This window comes from Bacillus sp. 01N42_2, from assembly GCF_056399565.1.
Genome location: NZ_JBFTRO010000002.1, coordinates 313597 through 340419 on the forward strand (window position 1 = coordinate 313597; position 26823 = coordinate 340419).

The following is a 26823-nucleotide window of genomic DNA, read 5'->3' on the forward strand; positions in this document are numbered from 1 at the left end:
TTTTTATTGCAGATTAAAGGAGGTAATGTACACTTTCTGAACTTTTCCTTCTTGGAGATAGCTGTTTACTTTTTCTTTTAAGGATTGTTTAAACGCTTCTCTTCCTTTATCTCCCTCAATCTCTCCGGCGCTTGTATCGGCTAAAATGGAAATGATGTTGTCTTTCACCTGAAAATCGCGTTTTTCAAGTTCTTCCTTCGCTTTTTCCGAGTCGGTTTCAAGCTTGATGCCGATGCGGATGATGCTGTCGGACTTTAAGTTCGTCGTGATATCGTCGACAGACACAGTGGCTGCAACGACTTCATCGATTGTAGGCTTTTTGTCTTTGTCTGAATGTCCGCTGACGACAAAATATGCTGCCGTTCCGAGGCCGGCAACGACAATTAAAATAATCAGCATAATAATGACTAATTTTTTTTTCATTCTTCTTCCTCTATTCCCTGATCCAGTGAAAATATTTGTATGCTATGGTAAAACGAAATGACTTTTTTAAGAACTGCTTCTTCCGGTTCTTTCACTACGAACTTTTTGCCGTTGGACAGCGTAATCGTCGTGTCGGGGAAGCACTCAATCTGTTCGATAAACAGCGCGTTCAGCGTAAAAGGCTGGCCGTTTAAACGGGTGACTTGAATCATTCAATCCGGAGAAGCGGCCTTACCGCCTCCCCTCCCTCCTTACCGTTTCAGATTAACCAGCTCCTGAAGGATTTCATCTGAAGTCGTAATGATTTTTGAGTTTGATTGGAAACCTCGCTGAGCAACGATCATTTCGGTAAATTCATCTGTCAGATCAACGTTTGACATTTCAAGATAGCCTGCCAAAAGCTTACCTGAGCCGTTTTCGCCCGGAGCGGTGACAGCACTCGCAGCTCCTGAACTTAATGATTGTCTGTAAAGGTTTCCTCCGATTTTTTCCAGACCGGCGCTGTTAGGGAACGTGACCAGACCGATTTGTCCGGCATCATGAACCGCATCCCCTGCATCAGTGTATGTAACGGTTCCGTCTGCACCGATACTGTAATCTTTCGCGTCAGTCGGAATATTGATTTTGCCCCCGCCGATTTTTTCAAGGTAGTAGCCGTCAGTCGTAACAAGGTTGCCTTTATTGTCCTTCCCAAAATTCCCCGCACGTGTGTAAACGATTCCCGCACCTGTATTAATCTGAAAGTAGCCGTCTCCGTCAATGGCTAGGTCGGTTTTATTCTGTGTAGCCTGCGGGGCGCCGGTTGAATGAACGACATCAATGGAAGAAGTCGCAGCACCCAAGCCGATTTGTTTTGAATTGGTCACGTTTGAACCGCCGGAGACTGTCTGGCTGATCAAATCTTTAAATGTAACGCGGCTTTTCTTAAATCCCACTGTGTTGACGTTGGCGATGTTATTGCCGATTACGTCTAGTTTTGTCTGAAAGTTTTTCATGCCGCTGATACCGGAATATAATGAACGTAACATGTTAAATTCCCCCTAGGTTTCTTTTTATTTAGATGTATCGCTGACTGCCGTGACATCCCACGGGCTGACCTCTTTGCCATTTTCAAGCACGAGCACGTAATTACCGTTTGAGTGTTTGACTGAATTGACAGGGCTTGTCTGGTCCTTCCCGTCGCTGTCGCTGAATGTGACATTTTTGCCGATCCAGTTCACATACATCGTAAACGGATCTTGATTTTCTACAAATTTAGTCATCGTCGTATTCATATTCATCATTTGCTCCAATGAAGAAAATGTCGCCATCTGACTGATGAATTCTTTGTCATCAACCGGATTGAGCGGGTCCTGGTTTTGAACCTGTGTCATTAAGATCTTCAGAAATTCGTCTTTCCCTAAATTCGTGCTGCTGTTTACGGCGGCGGTGCTCTTCGTATTAGAAGCGCCCGCTGCAACATAATCCGAGTTTACAGATGTCAACTATTCTTCCTCCATTTCATTGAGAGAAAGCTCCTCCAGCATATCTCCGAAATCGCCTGACTGCTGCTGGTTTTTCTGCTCTCTCTGTCCCTGCTGCTGCTGTTTATTGTGATCGGCTGTCTGACCGTAAACCGGCTGCTGATCCCCGCTTTGAAGCGGGACGGTAAAACGGTCGATTTGGACCGACATATTCGGAAGCGACTGTTTCAGCTGAGGAAGATGCTGTTCCAGCAGCTCTTTCGCAGACTGGCTTGATGCGATTATTTTGCTTTGAAACATCCCGTTTTCGTTTGTCACCTTTATCGTGACAAAACCGAGGTTCTCAGGATTAAGACGAATCGTAAAGCTTCCGGTCGTTTTCCCGAAAGGCGTGTATTTCATCTGTTTCCAGCCGCTGATGACCTGGTCTGTTAACGGTTTATTTTCTGCCGGCGGCTGTTCGGCTCCTGCGGACGCTTGCTGAATGCCGGCAAGACTTCTCGTTCCCGAAAACAGTATATGCGCGGACAATTTGCTGTCAGATGCTTTCACTTGAGAAATCGTGCCGCCGTTTTGCTGTTCCGTTTTCCCGGCAGACTCTTGGGACGATTCAGATGATTGAGATAACACAAAAGCTTTCAGCTCAGTTTCAGCCATATTCCATTCCTTTGTTCCTTTTTGAGAAAGGCCCGCAAGCTGCTCAGCGACGCTTTGAAAGCTCTTCAGCTCAGCGGCCGACATAGAATAAAGCTTAGATGCAGATTCATTTTTCGGAAACAGCGTCTGCCGCAGGTCTTGAATCACGCGGTCCGGTACGCCTTGTTTTTTCAACGCTGCTAATAAACGGTCGCCTTCCTGATAAACCGCCTTTGCCTGTGCGCTGTCCGGCTGATTCTCTTGATGCGCAAATAGCTGGGCTGCGGCTTCTTGAATGAAAAGGAGGCCTGTTTCAAGCGCGTCTCGCCCGGAATCCCCGTCATTAGCGGGCGAACCCGGCTCAATCTTTTCAGGCTTCACCCCATGCCGTTTGCCGGCTAACATGTCTTCAACAGATTCAGCAAGCTGCTTCAATAAAGGAAGAGCTGTTTCAGCCGTTTGCTTTCCTTCAAGGGCTTTGACCGCCTCAAGCAGCTGTTTCAGCTGAAGTTCTTTATCTTCCGGGCCGGCTTTCAGCCAATCACCGATTTTCGAGAGAGCATCATTCAGCTCTGCATCACTTGTTTTCGCCTCATCTCCGGGCTTCTGTTGAGAAGTGATTTCCGACAGAAGCCGGTTCTGAAATAGGCCTAAGCTGTTTACATTCATCTTCACATTGCTGTTTTGCGCAGTCTGCGTGCGATTCCCCGTTATTTCAAGCAGCTTCAACTTACATCACTCCTTATTTCCGTCAGCGGATAGTTTTTCTGTATATTTAGCCGCTTGTTCAGGAGTCATTTTCGTCAAGATTTCAGCAAGCTGCTTTTTACTTAGTCCGTTTAAAATATCGAGGGCTTCTTTTTCTTTCAGCTTTACGATAATGCTTGCCGCTTTACCGCTGTCCATACTTTTATAGATGTTGATCATTTTATCTTTTCCCGCTGAACCCGAAGCGTCTTTTTTCGTTTCATCCGTTTTCTGCTGCTGTTCCGTTTTCTGCTGCTGTTCCGCTTCCTGTTTCAATGAACGGATTTTCTGGTTCAGATTGTCGATTTCGGATTTGCTTGTGTCCAAATCTTTATTTAAAATGTTGATTTCACTTTTTTGTTCCTTTATGGTCTTTTCAAGAGAAGCCGTTCGGTCTTCCTTCTGCTTTTCCGCTGCGCTTTTCGTTTCTTTCGTTTCGGGTACCAATTCTTTTAAAACAGGCGTTTTTGCGGCTGTTTCCTGAATCGGCTTCATCACATCTACGCCGGCAGCCCAAAGGACGATGCTTGCAACGATGATCAGAAAAATCAGCGGGATAATGATAAAAAGCAGGATTGAACCGAACTTTCCAGATCCCTTTTCTTTATCGGCCATTTTATTCGCTCCTAATGCCCCTGAATCATAAACTGCTTGATTGAAATATCGTCCATTTCCCTCATTTCTGCAGCTTTGTCTTCAAGAGCAAACATATTAAATTGTTTTTCCCGCATTTTTTCAAATTTCTTTACTTCAATGTTTTTTTCGGTGAGCTGTTCCTGCTTCTCATTCATTTCATTTCGTTTCATAATGACAAGTTTTTGATAATGATAGATGGTGTTCTCAAGATTGGAGACGAATTGCTGATAATGTCTCATTTCCTGAACGCTCATCCCGCATTTCAGCTTTGATTCTTTGTCTTTTTCGAGCGATTCTTTTTTGCTCATATTTTCATATAGTTTTTCAGCCACTGTTTCAAATTCAGAAACCGATTGTCTGTATTCAGACAATGTTTGGTCTTTTTCATTCTCTTTTAATTCCAGCAGCTTTTGAAATCTGAATTGGTACGCCACGATGTTTATTCCTCTTTTCCTGTCATACTCGTCAATACCGCAATACTGTCTTCCAATTGAGCAGGTTCTTCCGTTCCTTGTTTTAAAAATTGAATGAGCTGCGGATAAAACTGAATCGCTTCATCAATTTCTCTCGATGACCCTCTTTTGTAAGCTCCGATATTAATGAGGTCTTCAGAGTTTTGATAAGTTGACAGAAGATCGCGGAATTTGTTGGCCGCCTCTATATGCGCGGCGTCTGAAATATTAGACATAACCCTGCTGATGCTCTTCAGGATATTCACCGCCGGGAACTGCCCTTTGTTGGCAAGCGCCCGATCGAGAACGATATGCCCGTCTAATATTCCGCGCACCGTATCGGCAATCGGTTCATTCATGTCGTCTCCGTCAACGAGAACCGTATAAAAAGCGGTTATCGTCCCTTGTTCATTCGCACCCGTTCTTTCCAGTAAACGGGGCAGAATAGCGAACACGGAAGGTGTATATCCTTTTGTTGTCGGCGGTTCCCCCGCTGCCAGCCCGATTTCACGCTGAGCCATCGCAACCCTCGTGACGGAGTCCATCATGAACATGACATTCCGGCCTTTATCACGGAAATATTCCGCAATGGCGGTCGCTGTATATGCCGCTTTCAAACGCATTAATGCAGGCTGATCAGAAGTCGCGACTACGACAATCGAGCGTTTCAAGCCTTCTTCGCCTAAATCCTTCTCAATGAATTCCCGCACCTCGCGCCCCCGTTCACCGACGAGTGCGATGATGTTTAGATCGGCTTCGGTCTGCTTTGCGATCATTCCCATCAAAGTGCTTTTTCCGACTCCGCTTCCGGCAAAAATTCCGATTCTCTGCCCTTTTCCTACTGTCAGCAGACTGTCAATCGACCTGACACCGACACCCATCTTTTCCCGTATCGGCGGCCGTTTCATCGGGTTTGGCGGCGGCTGTTCCGTCGAAACGGGAGACAATCCTTTCGGAAGCGCCCTGCCGTCAAGAGGCTCACCGAACGCATCAACAACCTGTCCGATCAAACCTGCGCCTACTTTGATACGGAGGGACTCGCCGGTAGCCTCCACAATGCTGCCCGGCGCAATGCTTGCCGCTTCCAGATAAGGCATTAACAGTATGTTTTCATCCTGGAAGCCTACAACCTCAGCTTTAATCGCTTTTTTTGAATGACCTTTCGGATAAATGAGACAAACATCTCCGATCGAGCTTTCGGGCCCTTTTGATTCAATCATCAGCCCGATGACACGTTTAACCTTACCGTAGCGTTTGTACGGATCCGCTGTTTCAATCGAGTCTATTAAATACTGTGTCTTCATTGCTCCGCTCCCGCCTCAAGCGCCGTTAAAAGCTTTTGCTTTAATTGCATCAGCTGGGTGTCTATTCCTGCATCAACCCGTCCGAACGGTGTTTCTATGGAGCACGTTCCCTTTGCAGCTTTTTCATCTGCATACAAGCTTAACCTGCATTCTTTGTATAACAGCTGCTGAATTTCATCCATATGCTGATGAACCGTCTCATAATATTCCGGGTCCACATAAATGGAAATGTCATCATAATCTTTCACTTCGGCTATTACCTGTTTGACTAACAGAAGAAAAGCTTCTTTATCATCACTTTTTTGCCGCCATACTTTTTTAGCGAGCGCAACGGAAAGCTCAATGATTTCTTCCTCAGCGCTTTCCAGCTTTTCCTCGACTGACTGTCTGGCCATTTCCATAACGGCATTGGCCCGGCTGATGAGGTCTGCGTATTCGGCCTGAGCCTCGGCTTTTCCCAATGCCATGCCTTCGTTATATCCTTCTGCCTTTGCATCTTCCATCAGTCTTTGTTTTTCATCCGCCCAGCGGCTTTTCTCTTCCTCAATCTGCCGGAGGGTGTAATCCAGCTGATTTTTCGCTTCTTCAGATACCCTGTCGGCTTCTGCTTTGGCAAAAGCCATGAGAGCTTCAGGATTTTCTTCCTCCAAGTCGAGCTGGGGATGCGTTTTCCTGACTTCCTGCAAGGAAAGCTTGCGCCGTTTTTGTTCAGGAGAAAATGATGATTGCTGTTTAATGATATTAGACAATAATATCGTCTCCTCCGCCTCGCGCGATTACAATTTCACCGGCTTCTTCAAGCTTGCGGACGACGCCCACGATTCTTGATTGCGCCTCTTCCACATCACGCAAACGCACAGGCCCCATAATTTCCATTTCTTCTTTAAACGTTTCAACCATACGCTGTGACATATTGCTGAAGACGATCTCTTTGACTTCCTCGCTCGCAACCTTCAATGACAGCAGGAGGTCGTCATTTTCAACATCCCTGATCACGCGCTGAATCGCACGGTTATCAAGGGTGACAATATCTTCAAAGACAAACATCCGTTTTTTGATTTCATCCGCCAATTCAGGATCTTGTATTTCTAATGAATCAAGGATCGTTTTTTCCGTTCCTCTGTCTACGCCGTTCAACACTTCAACAACGGCTTCTATGCCGCCTGTCTGCGTATAATCCTGCGTAAAGGAGGAGGACAGCTTTTGTTCAAGGACCCGCTCCACTTCATTTATGATTTCAGGAGACGTCCTGTCCATAACCGCAATCCTTCTCGCCACCTCAGCTTGAACGTCCGGGTTCAGCTCAGACAAAATCTGTCCGGCCTGCACCGGGTCAAGGTAGGATAAAATCAGCGCCATCGTTTGCGGATGTTCCTGCTGAATGAAATTCAAAATCTGTTCGGGCTCCGCTTTTCTTGCGAAGTCAAACGGCTTTACCTGCAATGAAGAGGTCAGCCTGTTTAAAATGCTTACCGCTTTGTCTTCTCCGAGCGCTTTTTCAAGCACTTGGCGGGCGTAATTTAAACCGCCTTGAGAAATATAATCCTGAGCGATTGCGATATTATGAAATTCTTCAATGATTTCATCTTTTCTCTGATGATCGACGCTTCTGACTCCCGAAATCTCGAGAGTCAATCTTTCAATTTCTTCTTCAGACAAATGCTTGTACACAGAGGCTGATACATCAAGACCTAAGGAAATCATGAGGATGGCTGCTTTTTGTTTTCCTGTAAGCTTGTTCTGATCACGTTTCGCCATTTTCCATTCCCCCTAATCCTCGTCCAGCCAGCTTCGAAGCAATTTTGCAAAGTCTTCCGGTTTTTCTTTAGCCATTTTTTCAAGCTGTTTTCGTCTGACTGTTTCTTCCGTTTCATTTTTCTCTTCGTTGATATCAGGCAATCGAACCGGCTCCGGCGCCGTTTCATATTCGTATTCTTCATACTCATCCTCTTGAGAGCGTTTCTTTCTGATGAGGAGAATAATAAGCAGAATAATGGCTGCAAGCAGCACCCCGCCTGTAATGTATACCCAGATCGGGAGACCTGAAGATTGTGCCGAATTTGTGTTCAGGCTTGTTTTTCCGTCAAACGGCTGTACGGATACAACGATTTTATTGTTGATATCATTGGCTGTCAGGTTTTGATTTTGCGTTTCATTTTTATCAAGGGACGTTCTGACAACCGTTCCTAAAATCTTCTGTATATCAGCCTGTCTCTGTGCTGATAATGAGGCGGCATTTTTCGGATTCGGCGGTTCCACCATGACCTGAATGCCTAAATCACGCACTTTATACGGGCTTTCTGCGATTTCTTTATGAATGCGGTTGACTTCATAGTTGATTTTATTGCTGCTTTTTTCGTAGTCTCCGCTGTTTGAACCGTCATTCGCCTGTTTATAGTTCGCGGTGTCATTGCTGCCCGTTCCGGCTGTTCCGCCGTTGGCCGCGCCGTCGCCTTTATACGTTTCCGCAACTTTTTCGGCGCTTACCGCTATGCCTTCCATGTTATCTTTATCGACAGGCTCGACAATGTCTTCAGTGCGTTTTTCTTTCGTGAAGTCAATATCTGCCGTAACCGAAACCACGACTTTATCCTGCCCCATCATTGTGCCGAGCAGTGATTGGACATGTTTTTGAATATCCTTTTCGACCTGCGACTTAATCCCTTGCTGAGAAGCATAACTGTCAGAAACGGACCCTGCACCGCTGTCACTTTTGTCATAATATGTAGAATTTTGATCCATTATGACGATATTATCTTCTTTTAAGTTCGGGACACTTTTAGAAACGAGATGGTACAGCCCGTTGATCTGGCTTTGATCAAGCGAGTAGCCCGGTTTAATCTGCAAAACGATCGATGCGGATGCTTCCGGCTGATCTTCACCGACAAACACGGCTTCTTTCGGCATATTGATCATGACCTTCGAGCTTTTAATACCGTCCATTTCATTTATCAGGTTTGACAATTCAGTCTGAGTCGCCTCAACTTTTAAAACGTCAAACTCATTATCTGTCAGGCCGAAGCCCGCATTCTGTCCGAAAAACGAATAATCAATTGAACCCGTTTTCGGCAGGCCTTCCGCGGCAAGCTGGACTTTAAGCGAATCCACTTGGCTCTCAGGAACCTTAATGACCGTGCCGCCGTCAGCAAGTTCAGAAGACACCTTTTTCGTATCGAGCTCTTCTTTAATCTTCCCCGCTTCTTCCGCGGACAAGTCTTTATAAAGAGGCACCATCTTTTCAGACGAAGTAAAAATAATAACGACGATGAGTAAAATAATGAATGCGGCCAAGCCGCTTACCATGAGTATCTTCTGTGTTTTTGATCTGTTATTCCAAAACGCTGCCGTTTTGGTTTTCATTTGCGTTAGAGTACGATTCATGTTAACCCCCGGTCATTCCAGTCATTCTCTTTCATCTGACCACTACATCTGCATTCTCATGATTTCCTGATAGGCTTCCACGGCTTTATTGCGGAATTCGGTAGCGGCCGTCAGAGAAATATTTGCTTTTTGGGCAGCGATCATGACCTCGTCAAGGTTTACATCCTTTCCTGCAGCCAGTTTGTTCGTTATTTGGTCAGATTGCACTTGCGACTCATTTAACGAATCAATTGAGTTTTTTAAAAGCTCCGAAAAGCTTGTTTGATTTGAAGAATCAGTTTTTTGAGCTTGATTTAATTGATTCGTTACGTTTTGAGTGTTTTGGGTTTGTTGAAGCTGAAAAGGAGTAATAGCGTTAACCACTTACATCACCTTACTTTCCGATTTCTAAAGCCTTTAAAAGCATGCCTTTGGAGGCGTTCAATGCCGTCACGTTTGCTTCATATGATCTCGTGCTGCTGACAAGATCCACCATTTCCTTTAATGGGTCTACATTAGGTTTTTGTACATATCCGTCTTTATTCGCATCGGGATTTTCCGGATCGTAAACGAGATTAAAAGCGGATGGGTCTTCCGTAATCGAAGATACTTTTACGCCATTTCCGGCGTTTCCGATTCCGTTCATCTTGGAATTTAAAAGGGACGAAAATGATTCGCCTCCGGATTGGAGAGAAACCAGCTTTCTTCTGTAAGGCACCCACTCGCCATTGACCTGCTTCGCTCTCGTTGTGTCCATATTGGCCAGGTTGGACGATACGACGTCCATCCGGACACGCTGTGCAGTTAAAGCAGACCCAGAAATATTTAAGCTTTGAAAGCCACTCATTATTTTCCTCCTGTCAAGACTGTTTTCAGGGAATTGAATTTGCCGCTCATTCTTTCAACCAAAGCCTGATAATTAATTTGGTTTTCGGCTAAATCTGTCATTTCTTTGTCGATATCGACATTGTTTCCGTTTTGTTGGTACGATGTGTCACCGCTGGACACGATGGAATAATCGTCCCCCGAATCCGTAAAGTCAACGTGTCGATAGTCGGTTTTTACAGCCTCAAGATTGGATGTTTCCTGATCTAACAAATTTCGGAAAGAGACTTTTTTTGCCTTATAGTTCGGTGTATCTATATTGGCGATATTATTAGTTAAGACTTTTTGCTTAATGTCCGCTCTCCCCAAGGCATTCTCAAGATTTTGTATAGTTCCAGAAAATAAGTCCAAATCCACTTACCTCCATTTCAGATATTTTTCTCCTAAAAATCCTTGTCGAGAATTGTAAAACCATATGCTTATTGTAAGAAATAACAGGCTTAAAGTCTATGAAGTTAGGCTAAAAAAAAGTGCTCATTTGTATCTATTTTGCGCATAGGTATTAAGTCCTAGAGTATTTGGACTACAAGCATTTGGTTAATATAAGACTGAAAATAGCTGAATTTCTGTATCTTCCCCTTTTTCTCACACAGCAAGATGGATTATCTCAGATCAGATTCCAATAATCAACTTTAAACTCCAACTTTTCACCTATTGTCCATAAAAAAAGCAGGATCCCCACTTTTAGGGATCCTGCTTTTGGATTAATGAGATTTTAGGTTTTCCAATTCAATAAGGAATTTATTGTTCAGAACTTTAATGTAAGTCCCCTTCATTCCCAGTGATCTGGATTCAATAACGCCGGCGCTTTCGAGCTTTCTCAGCGCGTTAACGATGACTGAACGGGTAATGCCTACACGGTCGGCAATCTTACTTGCCACAAGCAAGCCTTCGTTTCCGTCAAGCTCTTCAAAGATATGCTCAATCGCTTCAAGTTCACTGTAAGACAAAGAACTGATCGCCATTTGAACAACTGCTTTGCTTCGCGCTTCTTCTTCGATTTCTTCTGCTTTTTCTCTTAAAATCTCCATTCCTACAACGGTTGCTCCGTATTCAGCAAGAATGAGATCATCATCTTCAAATTGGTCCTGCAGACGGGACAGAATCAATGTGCCCAGACGCTCTCCTCCGCCGATAATCGGCACAATCGTCGTTAAGCCCGCTTGGAACAGGTCTCTGTTTTCAACAGGAAAAGCCGTATATTCGCTGTTGATATCAAGGTTTGAAGATGTCTCCGGAACGTTGAAAAGGTTTTTCGTGTACTCTTCCGGGAACTGGCGGTCTTCAAGCATTTTTTTCATGCGGTCATTTTCGATCTGCTGATTAATAGAGTAGCCCAAAAGCTTTCCTCTGCGGCTGACGACGAAAATATTAGAATCGATGACGTCGCGAAGCGTTTCTGCCATTTCTTTAAAGTTTACGGGTTTGCCTGCCGCAGCCTGCAGCATGCTGTTAATAATTCGTGTTTTTTGTAGTAAAGCCATGTTAAATAATCCTCCTAGAATTCCTGTTATTAAATTTTCACAATATAAATTGACTTAGATCTTTGTTGTTTGCAATCGATCCGAGCTTTTCTTCAACGTATTGCGGCGTGATGGCGACTTTTTCCATCGTCACGTCCGGCGCTTCAAACGACAGGTCCTCCAAGAGACGTTCCAATATCGTGTGAAGCCTTCTTGCTCCGATGTTGTCCGTATCCTGATTCACATGATAAGCCACTTCGGCGATCTTACGAATAGCTTCGTCAGAAAATTCAAGAGATATACCTTCTGTCTGCAATAAAGCCTGATATTGTTTTAACAGCGCATTATCAGGTTCGACGAGAATTTTCACAAAATCATCCACCGTCAGCTTGCTCAGTTCTACACGTATCGGAAAGCGCCCCTGCAGCTCCGGAATCAGATCAGACGGTTTGGCCATATGGAATGCCCCGGCGGCTATAAACAGCACGTGGTCGGTTTTGACGGAGCCGTATTTCGTGACGACGGTCGAGCCTTCGACAATCGGAAGGATATCCCTTTGGACGCCCTCTCTCGAGACATCGGCCGAGGAAGAAGCTCCTCCGTTTTTTGCGATTTTATCTATTTCGTCAATAAAGATGATGCCGCCCTCTTCAGCTCTTAACACGGCCTCCTGGCTGACTTCATCCATATCGATTAATTTGCTTGCCTCTTCATTGGTCAGAACCTTTCTTGCCTCTCTGACCGTCATTTTGCGGCGTTTCTTCTTTTTAGGCATCAGATTGCTCAGCGCATCCTGCATATTCATGCCCATCTGCTCCATGCCGGAGCCTTGCAGCATGTCAAACATCGACGGCTGCTGCTCTTCCACCTCTACGGAGACGTAATGGTCTTCGAGCTCTCCCAATGCGAGCTGATGCGCCATGCGCTTTCTTTTCTCTTCAAGGCTCGCTTCTTCCTGCTGATCGCTTTCATCATCGCTTGACGGCTGGCTTCCTCCGAAAAGCATTTCAAACGGATTTTTCACACCCGCTTGTTTTTTCTTTCCCGGAACGAGAAGCCGCACAATGCGTTTGTTTGCATTTTCTTCAGCCTGTTCTTTCACTTCGCTGATTTTTTCTTCTTTAATGAGCCGCACGGATGTCTCAACAAGGTCTCTGACCATTGATTCGACATCTCTGCCTACATAGCCGACTTCTGTAAATTTTGTCGCTTCAATTTTTATAAATGGCGCACCGGTAAGCTTGGCGATCCGTCTGGCGATTTCTGTTTTCCCCACCCCTGTCGGACCCATCATCAGGATGTTTTTGGGAACGATCTCATCTCTCAGTTTTTCATCAAGAAGACTTCTGCGATAGCGGTTTCTTAATGCCACGGCGACAGCTTTTTTTGCATCCTGCTGTCCTACAATGTATTGATCCAACCGATCTACGATTTGTCTCGGTGTTAACGGTTTGTTTTCCATGCGCCTCAAGTCCTTTCTATTCAAGTTCTTCCAAAATGATCTGATCGTTTGTGTACACACAAATCTCGCCTGCGATTTTCAAAGCGGCTTTTGCAATTTCTTTGGCGGACAGGTTTTCTCCGGCATAAGTTTTCAGCGCTCTTCCTGCTGACAGGGCGTAGTTTCCGCCGGAGCCGATTGCCAAAACGCCGTCATCCGGCTCAATCACTTCACCTGTTCCCGATACGAGAAGCAAGGTATCCTGGTTCATGACAATCAGCATGGCTTCCAGCTTGCGCAGCACTTTATCGCTGCGCCATTCTTTCGCAAGCTCAACCGACGCACGTTTTAAATTGCCGTTGTATTCTTCAAGCTTCGCCTCAAACATTTCAAAAAGTGTGAAAGCGTCTGCAACAGATCCCGCGAAGCCGGCCAGAACCTTTCCGTTAAACAGCTTTCTCACTTTTCTCGCAGTATGTTTCATGACTACAGCCTGACCGAATGTGACCTGGCCGTCTCCTGACATAGCGCTTTTTCCTTTATGCTGGACGGCAAAAATCGTTGTCGCATGAAAAGATGACATGAGAAGGGCCTCCTTTTAATTTTCTTTAAAAGCTCTCGGATGGTGGGACATATATGTGTTTCTCAGCATTTCCTTCGATACATGCGTGTATATCTGCGTGGAAGACAGATTAGAATGGCCCAAAAGCTCCTGGACGCTTCTTAAGTCAGCCCCTTCATTCAGCAGATGGGTCGCAAACGTATGCCGAAGCATATGCGGGTGTATATGTAAAGTGCCGGATGCCTTTTTTACAAGCCCGCTTAAAATATACCGGATGCCTCTGGCGGTAAGCGGACCGCCTCTTTGATTGACAAAGAGCAAATCATGAGGCTCTTTTGCTTTTTCAAGCAGGCACGGCCTTCCGCTATTGATATACAGCTCCAGCGCATCACGGGCATATGAGCCGAACGGGATGTAGCGCTGCTTCCTGCCTTTCCCGTGAACGAGCACCGTATCCATAGATAAGTCAAGATCGCCGACAGTGAGCGTACAGCACTCACTGACCCTCATTCCGGTCGCATATAGAAGCTCAAGCAAGGCCTGATCGCGCATCCCTGACGGCTTGCTTCTGTCTGAAACAGCGAATAGTTCCTCAAGTTCTTTTTCATAAAGAAACTTCGGAATCCGTTTCTCTTGTTTCGGCAGATGAACAAGCTGAAACGGATTCTCTTCAACAAGCTTTTCCCTCATCAAAAATTTATAGAAGCTTCTCAAAGCTGAAATCTTCTTGCTGATTGTTTTTCTTGACAGGCCTTTTTCATAAGCTTCTGTCAAAAATATTCTCACATCATGATATGCAGCTTCTTTCAATCCATTTATATTTTGAGCATGCAGAAACATCCCAAATTCTTCAATCGAATTAACATAATTCACAATAGTATATTGTGAATAATTTTTTTCAATTTGTAAATATTCAACGAATAACTTTAAAAAAAAGTTAACATTCTCCGCCATTATTATGACCTCCCTCTCCGAAGGGCTTTTAAATGGTATCATATAATGCATTGAAGTTGCAATGAAAAGCTATATCGTTTTCGAAATAGTTTGAATAGTTTCAATTGCGCGTTTAGCGTATTCTTCATTTCGTTCTTTTTTGTTTTTAATTTTAACAGGCAGTTCTTTTAACAGGCCGAAGTTTGCGTTCATCGGCTGGAAGTTCTTCTGGTTCGTCGTCGTAATGTAATGAGCCATGCTTCCGATCGCCGTCTCCTGAGGGAATGTCACAAGGTCCTGACCGAGCACAAGTTTGGCCGCATTGATTCCCGCCACAAGGCCTGAAGCAGCAGATTCAACATAACCTTCTACGCCGGTCATTTGGCCTGCGAAAAACAGGTCGTTCCGCTGTTTAAATTGATATGTCGGATTCAAGAGGCTAGGCGAGTTGATAAATGTGTTTCTGTGCATGACGCCGTATCTGACGATGTCAACATTTTCAAGTCCGGGGATCAGTTTAAGCACTTCTTTTTGGTCTCCCCATTTTAAATGTGTCTGAAAACCTACAATATTATATAGCGTTCCTGCCGCGTCATCCTGTCTGAGCTGCACGACTGCATAAGGCCGCTTGCCTGTTTTAGGATCTTCCAGCCCGACCGGTTTCATCGGTCCGAACAGCATCGTTTTCTTGCCTCTTTTCGCCATGACTTCAATCGGCATGCAGCCTTCAAAGAAAATTTCTTTCTCGAATTCTTTTAACGGAACCGTCTCAGCCGTCGTCAGCGCTTCATAGAAACGGTCAAACTCTTCTTCTGTCATCGGGCAGTTTAAGTATGCCGCTTCTCCCTTGTCATAACGGGATTTTAAGTAGACTTTATCCATATCAAGGCTGTCTTTTTCAACAATCGGCGCCGCCGCGTCATAAAAATACAGGTACTCTTCTCCGGTGAGTTCTTTCAGCTGCTGTGAAAGCGATTCTGACGTAAGCGGTCCGGTCGCAATAACTGTCGGGCCTTCCGGAATCTCTGTTACTTCCTCAGTAAGTACCGTTACGTTCGGATGGTTTTTCACAAGATCCGTCACGCTTTGCGCAAATTCATGACGGTCAACGGCAAGCGCTCCCCCTGCCGGAACCGAACATTTATCAGCAGATTGAATGATTGCTGAGTCAAGCGCCCGCATTTCTTCCTTTAATACGCCTACCGCATTGGCAAGCGTATTTGAACGGAGGGAGTTGCTGCATACCAGTTCGGCAAATTTATCAGTATGATGGGCTGCCGTCTGCTTTACGGGCCGCATTTCATATAGTTTTACTTGAATTCCTCGTTTTGCAAGCTGCCATGCCGCTTCACTTCCGGCAAGGCCTGCTCCGATTACATTAACTGTTTGCTGGTTCATTTCTTTTCATCTCCTGTTGTTTGTTGCTTCCACACAAAGAAGGTGAGCAAGGCTCTGCTCACCGCTACTTCTGTGGTTCTTCCTTATAATCGCATTCGACGCATTGGACTTGTATGCCTTTTTTAAGCTTTTTCTCTACGAGCATATTTTCACATTTCGGGCATTTTCGTTCAATCGGTTTATCCCAAGATACGAAGTCACAGTCAGGATAACGGTCACAGCCGTAAAAGACGCGTTTCTTTTTTGATTTTCGTTCGACAATGTTTCCTTCATGACACTTAGGACATTTCACGCCGATTTGTTTAACAATCGGTTTTGTATTGCGGCAGTCAGGGAAGTTGGAGCATGCCATGAATTTGCCGTACCGGCCCATTTTATAAACCATCCGGGAGCCGCATAACTCACAATCTTCGTCGGCGTATTCAGGTTCAATTTCCACTTCTTTCATTTCGGCTTCCGCTTTTTTCACACGCTTTTCGAAATCGGAATAGAAGCTGTCAATGATTTGAACCCATTCTGTCTGACCGTCTTCAACATGGTCAAGGTCTCTTTCCATTTTTGCCGTGAATTCAACGTTAATGATTTCCGGGAAAAACTCCATGATGAGATCCAGTACAATCTGTCCGAGCTCAGTCGGCACAAACCGTTTATTGTCTAATGCCACGTAACCGCGCCGCTGGATCGTGTCAAGAGTCGGCGCATATGTGGAAGGACGGCCGATACCGAGTTCTTCAAGCGTTTTAACCAAGCGCGCCTCTGTGTAACGCGGCGGCGGCTGAGTAAAGTGCTGCTCGGGCTCAATATCTTTCGACAAAACCGTGTCTCCCTCTTTAAGGTCCGGAAGCATGCGGTCTTTTTCTTCCAGCTGATCGTCTTTACCCTCTACATAGACTTTCATGAAGCCGGCGAATTTGACTTTACTTCCGTTTGCCCGGAATGTCAATCCGTTATTGCTGAGATCGACACTCATCGTATCCAGAACGGCTGGCGCCATCTGACTTGCAACAAAGCGCTCCCAAATCAGCTTGTATAATCTGAGCTGGTCTCTGCCAAGCACCGCTTTTAAATCGGCAGGTTTTCTGAGTACTGAAGTCGGGCGGATCGCTTCGTGGGCATCTTGAGCGTTTTCATTTTTCTTTGCCGGTTTCCGTTTTCCCGCTAAGTACTCTTTTCCGTACGCCTGATCAATAAAAGCTGACGCCTCTTCAACAGCTGTGTTGGAAATCCTCGTTGAGTCCGTTCTCATATACGTGATGAGTCCGACTGTACCTTCTTTACCGAGATCAATTCCTTCATATAATTGCTGAGCGATCATCATCGTTTTCTTCGCTCTGAAATTCAGCTTTCTTGCAGCCTCCTGCTGCAGGGTGGACGTTGTAAACGGCAGAGCGGGATTTCGTTTCCGCTCTTTTTTCGTAACCTTGTCTACTGTATACTTATTGCCTTTCAGCTCAGCAAGAACGGCTTTTACGTCTTCTTCACTTTTTAAAGGAAGCTTTTTGCCGTTTTTTCCGAAAAAGCCGGCTTCAAACGTCTCTTTTCCTTTTAGAAATGAGCCGGTAATCGTCCAGTACTCTTCAGGTTTAAAGTCGTTGATTTCCTTTTCCCGGTCAATGATGATCCGGAGCGCAACGGATTGCACGCGGCCCGCACTGAGGCCTTTTTTTACTTTTTTCCAAAGAATCGGGCTGATTTTGTATCCGACGAGCCGATCTAATATGCGGCGCGCCTGCTGCGCATCCACAAGATCCATGTTAATCATGCGCGGATGTTTAAATGATTCTTTAATGGCGTCTTTTGTTATTTCATTAAAGACGACCCGGCAGTCAGAGTTGAGATCCAGATCAAGACTGTGCGCGAGATGCCATGCAATCGCTTCCCCTTCTCTGTCGGGGTCGGCCGCGAGATAGACTTTTTTTGCTTTCTTTGCCGCTGTTTTTAATTCTTTTAAAACAGGGCCTTTTCCGCGGATCGTAATATATTTCGGTTCAAAGTTCTGTTCGATGTCAACTCCCATTTGACTTTTTGGAAGATCCCGGACATGTCCCATTGAAGCTTTAACTTTATATTTCTTTCCTAAATAACGTTCAATCGTTTTCGCCTTTGCCGGCGATTCCACGATGACTAGATAATCAGACATTTTCATCCCCCTCAAGAGGTGTTCTCTCTCTTTTCAAGTATCAATTCATTTTAGAGCTGCCTTTTTATGGCTTTCAACATTTCATTCTTTATGATGAACGTCATTTTATACATGAAAATAATGTGCAACTTTAAATCCTCACTATTATTAAATATTACAATACCGTTTGTCAAACGATATTTCAAAAGGGTTCCGTATACTGAACGCCTCGGGCGGTCAGCTCTCCGTCAATATCCTCTGCGCACAATACAGCTTTCGCCCCTTCTTGAATGAGTTTTATAGGTCCTCCGGAATATGGATTAAATATGGAACCGGGAACTGCAAATACCTCTCTCCCTTGATCGAGGGCCTGATAAGCTGTGATTAATGAACCGCTTTTTTCTTTTCCCTGCACGACTACAATTCCTTCACTTAATCCGCTGATTATACGGTTTCTCATCGGAAAGTGCCACTTTTTCGGCTTTGTTTCAGGAGGATGTTCTGAGAGTAGGAGGTGGTGTTCAGCCATGTATTCTGCTAACAGGAGATTTTCCCGGGGATAAATGTGATGGAATCCGCCGGCTATCACGCCGATCGTAAGCCCTTTTGCCCTGATGCTCGCCTTATGAGACAATCCGTCTATGCCGGATGCAAGCCCGCTTACGATGACCCAGCCTTTTTTTGAGAGTTCGGCGGTAAGATGCCCAACCGCTTTTATTCCGTCTTCCGTCGGTTTCCGCGTGCCTACAATCCCAATTTTTCGGCCTTTTCCAAGAAGCTGCGTGTTCCCTTTTGCAAACAAGACAGCCGGCGGATCATAAATCGTTTTAAGCCATGAAGGATAACGGCTTGATGAAATCGGAATGACAGTAATGCCTTCGCGGCGGTATTCGGACAGAACTTCATCGAGTTCCGGAACCTTGCGCTCTATTTCTCGAAAAATGGCTTTCGGAGCCGTTTTCCCTTCTGATAAAACAGTTAATGGATGCGGATCCCGTAAAAAAGACAGGGAGTGATCTGCTTTCCACCATTTTAATAGAAGAGACGGGGAAATAATTTGATTGATACTGCAGACCATTAAACAGCGCGATGCTTGATCCAAATCTGGCAACCTCCTTTTTTTACAGTAAAAACAGGAACAGCCGCTACGGCTGCCCCTGCTTCAATCAGTGAGTTTTGCACGTTTCAAATAAGCCTTTTTCTTTTAACACCTTAATCAGCGTTTCGCCCATTACAGAAGGGGTTTCCGCCACTTCAATCCCGCAGGCGTTCATCGTTTTGACTTTTTCTTCTGCCGTGCCTTTTCCTCCGGAGATGATGGCGCCCGCATGGCCCATGCGTTTTCCCGGAGGAGCGGTTTTACCGCCGATAAAGCCGACAACAGGCTTCGTCATGTTTGCTTTCACCCACTCAGCCGCTTCCTCTTCAGCTGTGCCGCCGATTTCTCCGATCATGATGACGGCATGTGTTTCAGGATCTTCATTGAACGCTTTTAACACGTCAATAAAGTTCGTGCCGTTGACCGGGTCACCGCCGATTCCTACAGCGGTAGATTGGCCTACGCCGGCTTCTGAAAGCTGATGGACGGCCTCGTATGTCAATGTTCCCGAACGGGATACAACGCCTACATGCCCCTTCTTATGAATGTATCCAGGCATAATGCCGATTTTGCATTCTTCAGGCGTAATAACACCAGGACAGTTCGGCCCTATTAATCTCGTTTTCTTTCCTTCCATAAAGCGCTTCACTTTCACCATGTCCAAAACCGGAATGTGCTCAGTGATACAAATGACAAGATCAATTTCCGCGTCAACCGCTTCCATAATTGCGTCCGCCGCAAACGGAGCGGGCACGTAAATGACTGACGCATCAGCGCCTGTTGTACGAACCGCTTCTGCGACCGTATTGAATACCGGTACGCCTTCCGCCTCCGTTCCGCCTTTACCAGGTGTTACACCGCCAACGATATTCGTGCCGTATTCCAGCATCTGCTTTGTATGAAATAAAGCGGTAGAACCTGTAATCCCCTGTACAATAACTCTCGTATCTTTATTGATAAAAACACTCATTATCTGGTCCCCTGCCTTTCATTCTTTCCTAAACTAAGGATACGATTTTCTGCGCGCCGTCTGCCATTGATTCCGCAGATGTAATGTTTAAGCCTGATTCATTCAGGATTTTCTTTCCTAAATCTACGTTTGTCCCTTCAAGGCGCACGACCAGCGGCAATGTCAATCCGACTTGTCTCGTCGCTTCAACAACGCCCTCGGCGATGACATCACACTTCATGATGCCTCCGAAAATATTTACGAAAATTCCTTTTACGTTTTGATCGGAAAGAATGATTTTAAAAGCTTCCGTTACTTTTTCAGCGGTGGCGCCGCCCCCGACATCCAGGAAGTTTGCAGGTTCTCCGCCGTAGTGTTTAATGATATCCATTGTAGACATCGCAAGACCCGCGCCGTTTACCATACAGCCGATATTTCCATCAAGGGAAATGTAGCTCAAATCGTATTTTGACGCTTCGATTTCTTTCGGATCTTCTTCGTCTAAATCTCTGTATTCCATAATATCTTTTTGTCTGTATAACGCATTGCTGTCAAAGTTCAGCTTAGCATCGAGCGCCATGACGTTTCCGTCTCCCGTGACGACGAGAGGGTTGATCTCGGCGATGGAGCAGTCCTTCTCAACAAATGCTTTATATAAACCGAGCATAAATTTAGCGGCTTTGCCGACAAGCTCTTTCGGGATGTTAATTGCGAATGCAATTTCCCTTGCCTGATAGCCTTGAAGGCCGACAGCCGGATCAATAACCGCTTTTTTAATTTTTTCAGGTGTTTTTTCCGCTACTTCTTCAATCTCCGTTCCGCCTTCTTCAGACGCCATTAAAACGATTCTTGAAGTGGCGCGGTCAAGTACAAGCCCGACATAGTATTCCTTTTTAATATCGCAGCCTTCTTCAATAAGTAAGCGTTTTATTACTTGTCCGTCCGGACCCGTTTGATGGGTGACGAGCGTCTTGCCTAACAGTTCTTCTGCATACCCCTTCACTTCATCTATTGTTTTTGCAATCTTTACCCCACCAGCTTTGCCGCGGCCGCCAGCATGGATTTGCGCCTTTACGACATAAACCGAGCTTGACAGGCTCTCTGCTTTTTCAACTGCTTCCTCTGCTGTAAAAGCCACTTTACCTTCAGGAACAGACACCCCGTATTTTCTGAGGACTTCTTTTCCCTGGTACTCATGGATATTCATTTCCCATCCTCCTAACTTATGTAGCAAAACTAAAAATAGACTGCGCTTTCATTCTATATAATACTGGAAGAATTGTCTAGGGTTCAAAACAAAATCTTTATATCCTTCCGAACATTCTAACTTTTATTTTATTGAAAATATAAATTTATACGGAGTCCGGGAAATGAATGTTCCTTATTTTTCGTTTTTCAGGCTTTCATCCAGTCGGTAAACAAATGAAAAAATTTCAGCAACGGTCTCATAAAGCGCTTCCGGTATCTGATCGTCGACCGTTAAATGGCGCATTAATTCGACAAGGGTTCTGTCTTCCTGAATGGGAACCCCCGCCTTCTCAGCTTCTTTTATGATATTTTCCGCGACATGCCCCCTGCCTGTTGCGACAATCTTCGGGGCTTGGTCTTTCTGCCGGTCGTAATGCAGGGCGACAGCTCTTCTTAACGGCGTTTGCTCTTTCATATTTTCACATCCACTTTTCGTCCGCCGTCTTTTTCTATAAACTCTTCCACAAGAGCGCTCTGGTCTTTCGGTCGCCGCTTTTTAGCCGTAACGCCCGACAGACTGAAGCCGGTTTCTTTTACAGCCTCTTTTAAAGCCGGTACGAGAGGGTCGATGGCCGCCTGAAGCTCAAAATCGGTCTCAACCGTAATGGTCATTACATTTTGCTGAATCATACAGTCCACAACGGTTTCTTGCAGCGTTTCAAGGTGCAGCAAAAACAGGAGCCTGCAATGTGACGGATCGAGTTTTCCGTCCGGCTTCTTTCGTCCTTTAAAGAGAACTGTGATGTCATTCTCATACGCGGACGCTCCCAACGGAAATGACAGCACCATCTGCGTAAAAGATGGATTCTGCTGCTCAATAAACAGCTGTCCGTTTAATTTATGAATGAGCGGTTCTGCCTCTTGTTTAACGGATTGGGGCGCGTCTTGAAGCGTCCGGACGGCTTGGAGAGCCGTTTTCAGCGCTTGTTTCTCCGGCTGCGGAGCCGCGCCTTTTTCAAGCGCTGTAATGAATGATAATTCATCACGGGTGCCCAGCCCTTTTTTGATTCTTTGCAAAAGGCTTAATACGTCATGTTTTTCCGCATATTTCAGTTCAGTAAGCTGAACGGCTTTTTCGAAAACAGCCGCCTCCTGTTCTGTCAGATGTACGTTTTGGAGAACAGGTGCTGTTTTGGATGTTTTATCTTGAGAAATGAAAGCCTTGATGATCTCCGCCGTTTCTTTTACGAGACGGGTTTCATTCTTTTCGGCTGATGTCATTAATTTTTCGATAAGCTGTCTTGCCGCTTTTTCAGGCAGCTCCGTATCTGTCCGGGCACGCGGAGGAGAAGGGCGGCTTGTGGCTGCCTTTACGTTTTCACGAGTCTCTCGGACAATTGGTGATTGTTTTAATTCCGTCCGTTCCCCTTTATCCATCGCCTCGGTTTCTGAAATCGGCATGCGTGCGGCCTCGGCAAGCTTCTTCAAGAGGCGCTCTGCATGAAGATCCGTTTCCGCGTCTAACACGCCAGAAACCGCCTCTTGAAGCGCGGACAGCTCTTTTGCCGATTGCGGAGCCTGATTGATTGCCTGAAGCAGTCCGGAAAGAAGGCGGCGGGTCGGAACCGGATATTTAACGGCATGAATGGCTGACAAGACTTCAGGGTGCGCGGGCAGTTCCCGTTTCAGCGCAAATACGATTGTTTCTGCCGCCTTTTTCAATTCGGCGGCCGGAAGCGATTCAGCCCAGCGGATGCAGGCTTTGAGGCTGTTTTCCGTCATCGGCAGCTTCTGCTGCATAAACGTTTCGGCAATCTGCAGAGATACCGGGTTCGGTTTGACGGAAAGAGCGTTTAACAGTCTTCCCGCCGCTTCCTGAACGGTTTTCGGGCTTCCATCAAATTGGTCAACAACATGAAGCCGGCCTATTTTTTCCGCCGGCTGTCTGTCATAAGAAAACCAGTAATATGCCTGAGGACGGAGGGCGGTTTCAAGCTTTCCCTGCATCGTCCGGCCGCCGATTTGGATAAGCGCGCTTTGATCGTCCAGCAAACGGAGAACCTTCCCTAACAGCAGTCTTTTTTCGCCGCTGTCTTTACCGCCGTCTTGCCGATCCTGAGAGATTTCCGCCGTCAGCTGTCTGAAAGCCGCTTGGATTTCGCCGCTTATGTTCATGTCTTAAGCCTCTTTTCTAACAATAAGATTGAACGGGAGCGAATGTTTTTCGGTGAATAGTTGTCGGTCCGTATGCCTGAAGAGCTTCAAGATGTTCTTTCGTTCCGTAGCCCTTATTTTTTTCAAAGCCGTACATGGGATAGGTTTTGGCGTATTCCGCCATGAGACGGTCCCGCGTTACTTTAGCAATGCAGGCTCCGGCGGCAATTGACACGCTTTTGGCATCCCCTTTTATAACAGATGACTGCGGAATGTCAAGCGGAAGCGTCATGGCATCTGCAAGCAGATAATCAGGTGTTTCCGTTAAAGCATTGACCGCTTTTACCATCGCGAGTCTCGCGGCCTCATAAATGTTGATCCGGTCAATGACATCCGCATGGACAATGCCTACTCCTATCGCTGTGGCTTCTTCCGTAATCCGATCGTAATACTCCCCGAGCTTCTTTTCCGACAGTTTCTTCGAGTCCGTGAGCCCGAGAATCTCGCATTCTGCCGGCAAAATGACAGCACCTGCGACAACCGGTCCGGCAAGCGGCCCTCTTCCCGCTTCGTCAACGCCTGCAATCAGGCGGAAGCCCTTGTTGTATGACAGCCTTTCGTATGCCGTCATGTTCAGCCACTGCTCTTTAAGGGCTTTTTCCTTCGCGTGTTTTTTCAGCCATTGCTCTAAAAGCGTCTGTACGCTTTTTCTCGGATCTTTTTCACATTGGGCAAGGAAGGGGTCTCTTTCATCTTTGACCTCTTGCAGGCGTTCTTTTACGCTTTTTACGGTTAATGTATTCACGTTCTCTTCTCCCTTACATTATGTATATCGGTATTCTGCGGAAAAAATAAAGACCCGCATCGCTGCGCGTCTTTATTCTGATGGTGTTTCAAATGAAAGCCTGCCGAACTTTTCCGTCCGGATGTCCCGGATGATGACTTCTGTCGTTTTATCGTAGTCAATCAGTCCGCCGCCCATTAAACAGCCGCGTTTTTCACCGATCGCGTCAAAAAGAGCGGCGATATCCTCAGGGATTTCCTGAAGTCCGTAACGCTCCTTTAGGCGGTCTGGATAATGCTCTTCCAGAAAGCGCAGCCCGAAAACGGCCACATCCTGCAGGTTGATAATGGAATCTTTAATCGCCCCGGTGATCGCCAGGCGCAAACCGACAAGCTCGTCTTCAAATTTAGGCCATAAAATCCCCGGTGTATCGAGCAGCTCTAATTCCTTGCCTACCTTTACCCACTGCTGGGAAGTGGTAATGCCGGGCCTGTCTCCCGTCTTGGCAATGTTTTTTTTGGCCAGACGGTTGATGAGCGTAGATTTCCCGACGTTCGGAATGCCGATGATTAATGCGCGGATCGCTCTTGGCTTAATGCCTTTTGCTTTCATTTTATCGAACTTATCTTTCAGCAGTTCTTTCGAGGACGGCACGATTTGATGCAGCCCCTGTCCGTTAACGGAGTTTATTGAAAGAGAGGGAATCCCCTGTCCCTGAAAGTGATCCTTCCATTGGGCCGTTACAGCCGCATCGGCCTTATCGGCTTTATTTAAAAGCATAATGCGCGGCTTATTTTTTAAAATTTCCTCAATCATCGGGTTTCTCGATGACATCGGTATTCTCGCATCCACCAATTCGTAGACGATATCAATTAACTTCAGTTTTTCTGTTACTTCCCGTCTCGCTTTAGCCATATGGCCCGGGAACCATTGAATGGTCATGTGACTTCGACACCTGCCTTATTTGCCGGAACTGTATGTCCCGGTGATCTCTTATGTATTTTACGTTGCTTGTTCCGCTTTTACAAATGTCATATAAAAAAAGAGCCTGTTACGGGTAACAAGCTCTTTTCGTTCGTTATCATTATCGTCTGATTTCTTTAATACGAGCCGCTTTTCCGCGAAGTTCACGCAGGTAGTAAAGCTTAGCGCGACGTACTTTACCGTAACGTACAACTTCGATTTTCGCGATTTTTGGTGTGTGTACAGGGAATGTACGTTCAACGCCAACACCGTAAGAAATCTTACGAACTGTGAACGTTTCGCTGATTCCACCACCACGACGCTTGATCACAACACCTTCGAAGATCTGGATACGCTCACGGTTACCCTCAACAACTTTTACGTGTACACGTAAAGTGTCACCAGGACGGAACGCAGGAAGATCAGTGCGAAGCTGTTCTTTTGTGATATCTTGAATTAGTTTTTGCATCGTTTTCAACTCCTTCCAACAGATGCTCTTAGCCACAACTGCAAGGCACAGCGGAACATCGTTTTCAAGCTTTTGAAGGATAAGCCTTCTTAAGCCACAAGTAGTATCTTATCATATCTTCATTGCCTGCGCAATAGAATCTATTCGTTTTCCCACTCGGAAATCCATTTTCTTTGCTCATCGGTGAGAGGATAGTTTTCAAGAAGATCCGGACGTCTTAAAAAGGTTCTTCTGATTGATTCTTTATTGCGCCATTCTTTTATTTTGGCATGGTTGCCGGACAGAAGCATCTCAGGCACTTTTAAGCCTTTATAATCTGCAGGCCTTGTATAATGCGGATGCTCTAAAAGCCCCGTGCTGAAGGAATCCTCCACGTGGGATGCTTCTTTTCCGAGGACGCCCGGCAAAAGCCTGACAACACTGTCGGCAATCATCATGGCAGGGAGCTCTCCACCTGTCAGCACAAAATCCCCGATGGAGATTTCATCCGTGACAAGGTGTTCCCGGATCCGTTCATCATACCCTTCATAATGTCCGCAAATAAACATCAGATGTTCCTCTTCCGCCAGCTCCTCGGCTTTCTTCTGCGTATAACGTTCACCTTGCGGGCAGACGAGAATAATGCGCGGCTTGGCATCCGTACCGGCTGTCAGCTTTTCAACGGCATCAAACACAGGCTGCGGCTTTAACACCATCCCGGCTCCCCCGCCGTACGGGTAATCATCAACCGTTTGGTGTTTATTATCCGAAAAAGCCCGGAAATTGATGACGTCAAAACGGACAGCCTCTTTTTCCTGTGCTTTTTGCAGGATGGATGAGCCGAGAACCCCTTGAAACATCTCGGGAAACAGTGTTAAAAAGTCGATTTTCATTCGTCTATTAACCCTTCCATTACATGAATCTTAATTTTCTTCTCATTTATATTAATATCCTTGACCACAGAAGCGATATACGGAATGAGCGCATCTTTTTTCCCTTTTCTTGCAACTACCCATACGTCATTAGCCCCGGGCGTCAAGATTTCCTTCACTGTGCCGATCAGTTCCCCGTCCTCTGATACCACTTCACAGCCGATGATTTCATGAAAATAAAATTCATCTTCTTCAAGCTCTCCCAAGTCTTCTTCAGGGACTTTGATCACCATGTTTCTTAGGTGTTCGACTTCATTAAGACTCGGCATTTCTTTGAATTGCAGCAGGTGAAACTGCTTGTGAAGCCTGTGGGTGCTGACCGTTACTTTGATTGGCTCCGCAGCCCCTTCCGCAAACAAATAGAGCGTATTGCCGGGCTTGTACCGTTCTTCGGCAAAGTCGGTTTTAGAAATGACCCGCACTTCGCCTTTAATGCCGTGGGTATTTACAATTTTGCCTACATTAAACCATCTGTTTGTCATAT

At 45.8% G+C, this 26823-nt stretch carries 30 protein-coding genes; all 30 read right to left on the reverse strand.

The annotated features are described in order from the left end of the window. Nucleotides 1-3: 3 nt before the first annotated feature. On the reverse strand, nt 4-423 hold the full coding sequence (fliL, locus tag AC1DN5_RS05230) for a flagellar basal body-associated protein FliL (protein ID WP_016936115.1): 420 nt from the start codon (nt 421-423) through the stop codon (nt 4-6). After that, nucleotides 420-635, reverse strand: a complete 216-nt coding sequence (gene swrD, locus AC1DN5_RS05235; RefSeq protein WP_003154243.1) for a swarming motility protein SwrD — start codon at nt 633-635, stop codon at nt 420-422. Before swrD ends, fliL begins: the two co-directional genes overlap by 4 nt. A gap of 39 nt (nt 636-674) precedes the next feature. Continuing rightward, nucleotides 675-1451 (reverse strand): flagellar basal body rod protein FlgG, encoded by a 777-nt coding sequence (flgG, locus tag AC1DN5_RS05240; protein ID WP_049628471.1) that lies wholly within the window; start codon nt 1449-1451, stop codon nt 675-677. A gap of 24 nt (nt 1452-1475) precedes the next feature. Then, complete coding sequence (gene flgD / locus AC1DN5_RS05245) at nt 1476-1907, reverse strand: flagellar hook assembly protein FlgD (protein ID WP_342007760.1); 432 nt, start codon at nt 1905-1907, stop codon at nt 1476-1478. After that, entirely contained in the window at nt 1908-3251 is a 1344-nt protein-coding gene (locus AC1DN5_RS05250) for a flagellar hook-length control protein FliK (protein WP_049628469.1), read from the reverse strand. A 6-nt stretch (nt 3252-3257) separates the two neighbouring features. Next, on the reverse strand, nt 3258-3884 hold the full coding sequence (locus AC1DN5_RS05255) for a MotE family protein (protein WP_016936119.1): 627 nt from the start codon (nt 3882-3884) through the stop codon (nt 3258-3260). An 11-nt stretch (nt 3885-3895) separates the two neighbouring features. Continuing rightward, nucleotides 3896-4339, reverse strand: a complete 444-nt coding sequence (fliJ, locus tag AC1DN5_RS05260) for a flagellar export protein FliJ (RefSeq protein ID WP_016936120.1) — start codon at nt 4337-4339, stop codon at nt 3896-3898. A 5-nt stretch (nt 4340-4344) separates the two neighbouring features. Then, on the reverse strand, nt 4345-5661 hold the full coding sequence (fliI, locus tag AC1DN5_RS05265) for a flagellar protein export ATPase FliI (protein WP_016936121.1): 1317 nt from the start codon (nt 5659-5661) through the stop codon (nt 4345-4347). Continuing rightward, nucleotides 5658-6410 (reverse strand): flagellar assembly protein FliH, encoded by a 753-nt coding sequence (fliH, locus tag AC1DN5_RS05270; protein ID WP_049628467.1) that lies wholly within the window; start codon nt 6408-6410, stop codon nt 5658-5660. Before fliH ends, fliI begins: the two co-directional genes overlap by 4 nt. Then, nucleotides 6403-7419, reverse strand: a complete 1017-nt coding sequence (fliG, locus tag AC1DN5_RS05275) for a flagellar motor switch protein FliG (protein WP_003154256.1) — start codon at nt 7417-7419, stop codon at nt 6403-6405. Before fliG ends, fliH begins: the two co-directional genes overlap by 8 nt. Nucleotides 7420-7431: 12 nt before the next feature. After that, a complete protein-coding gene (gene fliF / locus AC1DN5_RS05280; RefSeq protein WP_049628466.1) occupies nt 7432-9042 on the reverse strand; it encodes a flagellar basal-body MS-ring/collar protein FliF in 1611 nt (536 codons plus the stop codon). A 42-nt stretch (nt 9043-9084) separates the two neighbouring features. Then, nucleotides 9085-9405 carry a flagellar hook-basal body complex protein FliE gene (gene fliE / locus AC1DN5_RS05285; protein WP_016936124.1) on the reverse strand — a complete coding sequence of 107 codons (321 nt, stop codon included), beginning with the start codon at nt 9403-9405 and terminating at the stop codon, nt 9085-9087. A gap of 10 nt (nt 9406-9415) precedes the next feature. Next, nucleotides 9416-9868, reverse strand: coding sequence for a flagellar basal body rod protein FlgC (flgC, locus tag AC1DN5_RS05290; RefSeq protein WP_016936125.1), 453 nt, complete (start codon nt 9866-9868; stop codon nt 9416-9418). After that, nucleotides 9868-10257 carry a flagellar basal body rod protein FlgB gene (gene flgB, locus AC1DN5_RS05295; RefSeq protein ID WP_016936126.1) on the reverse strand — a complete coding sequence of 130 codons (390 nt, stop codon included), beginning with the start codon at nt 10255-10257 and terminating at the stop codon, nt 9868-9870. Before flgB ends, flgC begins: the two co-directional genes overlap by 1 nt. A gap of 353 nt (nt 10258-10610) precedes the next feature. Continuing rightward, a complete protein-coding gene (codY, locus tag AC1DN5_RS05300; protein WP_013352252.1) occupies nt 10611-11390 on the reverse strand; it encodes a GTP-sensing pleiotropic transcriptional regulator CodY in 780 nt (259 codons plus the stop codon). 37 nt (nt 11391-11427) lie between these two features. Next, nucleotides 11428-12831, reverse strand: a complete 1404-nt coding sequence (hslU, locus tag AC1DN5_RS05305) for an HslU--HslV peptidase ATPase subunit (protein ID WP_016936127.1) — start codon at nt 12829-12831, stop codon at nt 11428-11430. A 16-nt stretch (nt 12832-12847) separates the two neighbouring features. After that, a complete protein-coding gene (hslV, locus tag AC1DN5_RS05310) occupies nt 12848-13393 on the reverse strand; it encodes an ATP-dependent protease subunit HslV (protein ID WP_016936128.1) in 546 nt (181 codons plus the stop codon). 15 nt (nt 13394-13408) lie between these two features. Continuing rightward, complete coding sequence (gene xerC / locus AC1DN5_RS05315; RefSeq protein WP_047475018.1) at nt 13409-14326, reverse strand: tyrosine recombinase XerC; 918 nt, start codon at nt 14324-14326, stop codon at nt 13409-13411. A gap of 69 nt (nt 14327-14395) precedes the next feature. Beyond that, nucleotides 14396-15703: an FADH(2)-oxidizing methylenetetrahydrofolate--tRNA-(uracil(54)-C(5))-methyltransferase TrmFO gene (gene trmFO / locus AC1DN5_RS05320; RefSeq protein ID WP_016936130.1), complete on the reverse strand. Its 1308-nt coding sequence runs from the start codon at nt 15701-15703 to the stop codon at nt 14396-14398. Between the two features lie 64 nt (nt 15704-15767). After that, a complete protein-coding gene (gene topA, locus AC1DN5_RS05325) occupies nt 15768-17843 on the reverse strand; it encodes a type I DNA topoisomerase (protein ID WP_045926121.1) in 2076 nt (691 codons plus the stop codon). 181 nt (nt 17844-18024) lie between these two features. Next, nucleotides 18025-18924: a DNA-processing protein DprA gene (dprA, locus tag AC1DN5_RS05330; RefSeq protein WP_366969395.1), complete on the reverse strand. Its 900-nt coding sequence runs from the start codon at nt 18922-18924 to the stop codon at nt 18025-18027. 64 nt (nt 18925-18988) lie between these two features. Continuing rightward, nucleotides 18989-19891, reverse strand: a complete 903-nt coding sequence (gene sucD, locus AC1DN5_RS05335) for a succinate--CoA ligase subunit alpha (RefSeq protein ID WP_016936133.1) — start codon at nt 19889-19891, stop codon at nt 18989-18991. 28 nt (nt 19892-19919) lie between these two features. Next, the gene (gene sucC / locus AC1DN5_RS05340) at nt 19920-21077 is read right to left on the reverse strand and encodes an ADP-forming succinate--CoA ligase subunit beta (protein ID WP_016936134.1); all 1158 of its coding nucleotides are present in this window, start codon (nt 21075-21077) and stop codon (nt 19920-19922) included. A 174-nt stretch (nt 21078-21251) separates the two neighbouring features. After that, nucleotides 21252-21533, reverse strand: a complete 282-nt coding sequence (locus tag AC1DN5_RS05345) for a FlhB-like flagellar biosynthesis protein (RefSeq protein ID WP_327814211.1) — start codon at nt 21531-21533, stop codon at nt 21252-21254. Then, nucleotides 21530-23233: a glycosyl transferase gene (locus AC1DN5_RS05350; RefSeq protein WP_327814210.1), complete on the reverse strand. Its 1704-nt coding sequence runs from the start codon at nt 23231-23233 to the stop codon at nt 21530-21532. Before AC1DN5_RS05350 ends, AC1DN5_RS05345 begins: the two co-directional genes overlap by 4 nt. A 16-nt stretch (nt 23234-23249) precedes the next feature. After that, a complete protein-coding gene (locus AC1DN5_RS05355; RefSeq protein WP_366969397.1) occupies nt 23250-24017 on the reverse strand; it encodes a ribonuclease HII in 768 nt (255 codons plus the stop codon). 72 nt (nt 24018-24089) lie between these two features. After that, complete coding sequence (ylqF, locus tag AC1DN5_RS05360; RefSeq protein ID WP_047475028.1) at nt 24090-24938, reverse strand: ribosome biogenesis GTPase YlqF; 849 nt, start codon at nt 24936-24938, stop codon at nt 24090-24092. Between the two features lie 142 nt (nt 24939-25080). After that, nucleotides 25081-25428 carry a 50S ribosomal protein L19 gene (gene rplS, locus AC1DN5_RS05365; protein ID WP_003154288.1) on the reverse strand — a complete coding sequence of 116 codons (348 nt, stop codon included), beginning with the start codon at nt 25426-25428 and terminating at the stop codon, nt 25081-25083. 140 nt (nt 25429-25568) lie between these two features. After that, entirely contained in the window at nt 25569-26300 is a 732-nt protein-coding gene (gene trmD / locus AC1DN5_RS05370; RefSeq protein ID WP_016936139.1) for a tRNA (guanosine(37)-N1)-methyltransferase TrmD, read from the reverse strand. Continuing rightward, entirely contained in the window at nt 26297-26821 is a 525-nt protein-coding gene (rimM, locus tag AC1DN5_RS05375) for a ribosome maturation factor RimM (protein WP_016936140.1), read from the reverse strand. Before rimM ends, trmD begins: the two co-directional genes overlap by 4 nt. Between the last annotated feature and the right edge of the window lie 2 nt (nt 26822-26823).

Bases quoted from the DNA above. Each gene is read 5' to 3' on its own strand.
- fliL (WP_016936115.1), bottom strand. From the start codon at position 423: ATGAAAAAAAAATTAGTCATTATTATGCTGATTATTTTAATTGTCGTT.
- swrD (WP_003154243.1), bottom strand. From the start codon at position 635: ATGATTCAAGTCACCCGTTTAAACGGCCAGCCTTTTACGCTGAACGCG.
- flgG (WP_049628471.1), bottom strand. From the start codon at position 1,451: ATGTTACGTTCATTATATTCCGGTATCAGCGGCATGAAAAACTTTCAG.
- AC1DN5_RS05255 (WP_016936119.1), bottom strand. From the start codon at position 3,884: ATGGCCGATAAAGAAAAGGGATCTGGAAAGTTCGGTTCAATCCTGCTT.
- fliI (WP_016936121.1), bottom strand. From the start codon at position 5,661: ATGAAGACACAGTATTTAATAGACTCGATTGAAACAGCGGATCCGTAC.
- fliG (WP_003154256.1), bottom strand. From the start codon at position 7,419: ATGGCGAAACGTGATCAGAACAAGCTTACAGGAAAACAAAAAGCAGCC.
- fliF (WP_049628466.1), bottom strand. From the start codon at position 9,042: ATGAATCGTACTCTAACGCAAATGAAAACCAAAACGGCAGCGTTTTGG.
- flgC (WP_016936125.1), bottom strand. From the start codon at position 9,868: ATGAGTGGCTTTCAAAGCTTAAATATTTCTGGGTCTGCTTTAACTGCA.
- codY (WP_013352252.1), bottom strand. From the start codon at position 11,390: ATGGCTTTACTACAAAAAACACGAATTATTAACAGCATGCTGCAGGCT.
- hslU (WP_016936127.1), bottom strand. From the start codon at position 12,831: ATGGAAAACAAACCGTTAACACCGAGACAAATCGTAGATCGGTTGGAT.
- hslV (WP_016936128.1), bottom strand. From the start codon at position 13,393: ATGTCATCTTTTCATGCGACAACGATTTTTGCCGTCCAGCATAAAGGA.
- xerC (WP_047475018.1), bottom strand. From the start codon at position 14,326: ATGGCGGAGAATGTTAACTTTTTTTTAAAGTTATTCGTTGAATATTTA.
- trmFO (WP_016936130.1), bottom strand. From the start codon at position 15,703: ATGAACCAGCAAACAGTTAATGTAATCGGAGCAGGCCTTGCCGGAAGT.
- topA (WP_045926121.1), bottom strand. From the start codon at position 17,843: ATGTCTGATTATCTAGTCATCGTGGAATCGCCGGCAAAGGCGAAAACG.
- sucD (WP_016936133.1), bottom strand. From the start codon at position 19,891: ATGAGTGTTTTTATCAATAAAGATACGAGAGTTATTGTACAGGGGATT.
- sucC (WP_016936134.1), bottom strand. From the start codon at position 21,077: ATGAATATCCATGAGTACCAGGGAAAAGAAGTCCTCAGAAAATACGGG.
- AC1DN5_RS05345 (WP_327814211.1), bottom strand. From the start codon at position 21,533: ATGAAAGAGCAAACGCCGTTAAGAAGAGCTGTCGCCCTGCATTACGAC.
- AC1DN5_RS05350 (WP_327814210.1), bottom strand. From the start codon at position 23,233: ATGAACATAAGCGGCGAAATCCAAGCGGCTTTCAGACAGCTGACGGCG.
- ylqF (WP_047475028.1), bottom strand. From the start codon at position 24,938: ATGACCATTCAATGGTTCCCGGGCCATATGGCTAAAGCGAGACGGGAA.
- rplS (WP_003154288.1), bottom strand. From the start codon at position 25,428: ATGCAAAAACTAATTCAAGATATCACAAAAGAACAGCTTCGCACTGAT.
- trmD (WP_016936139.1), bottom strand. From the start codon at position 26,300: ATGAAAATCGACTTTTTAACACTGTTTCCCGAGATGTTTCAAGGGGTT.
- rimM (WP_016936140.1), bottom strand. From the start codon at position 26,821: ATGACAAACAGATGGTTTAATGTAGGCAAAATTGTAAATACCCACGGC.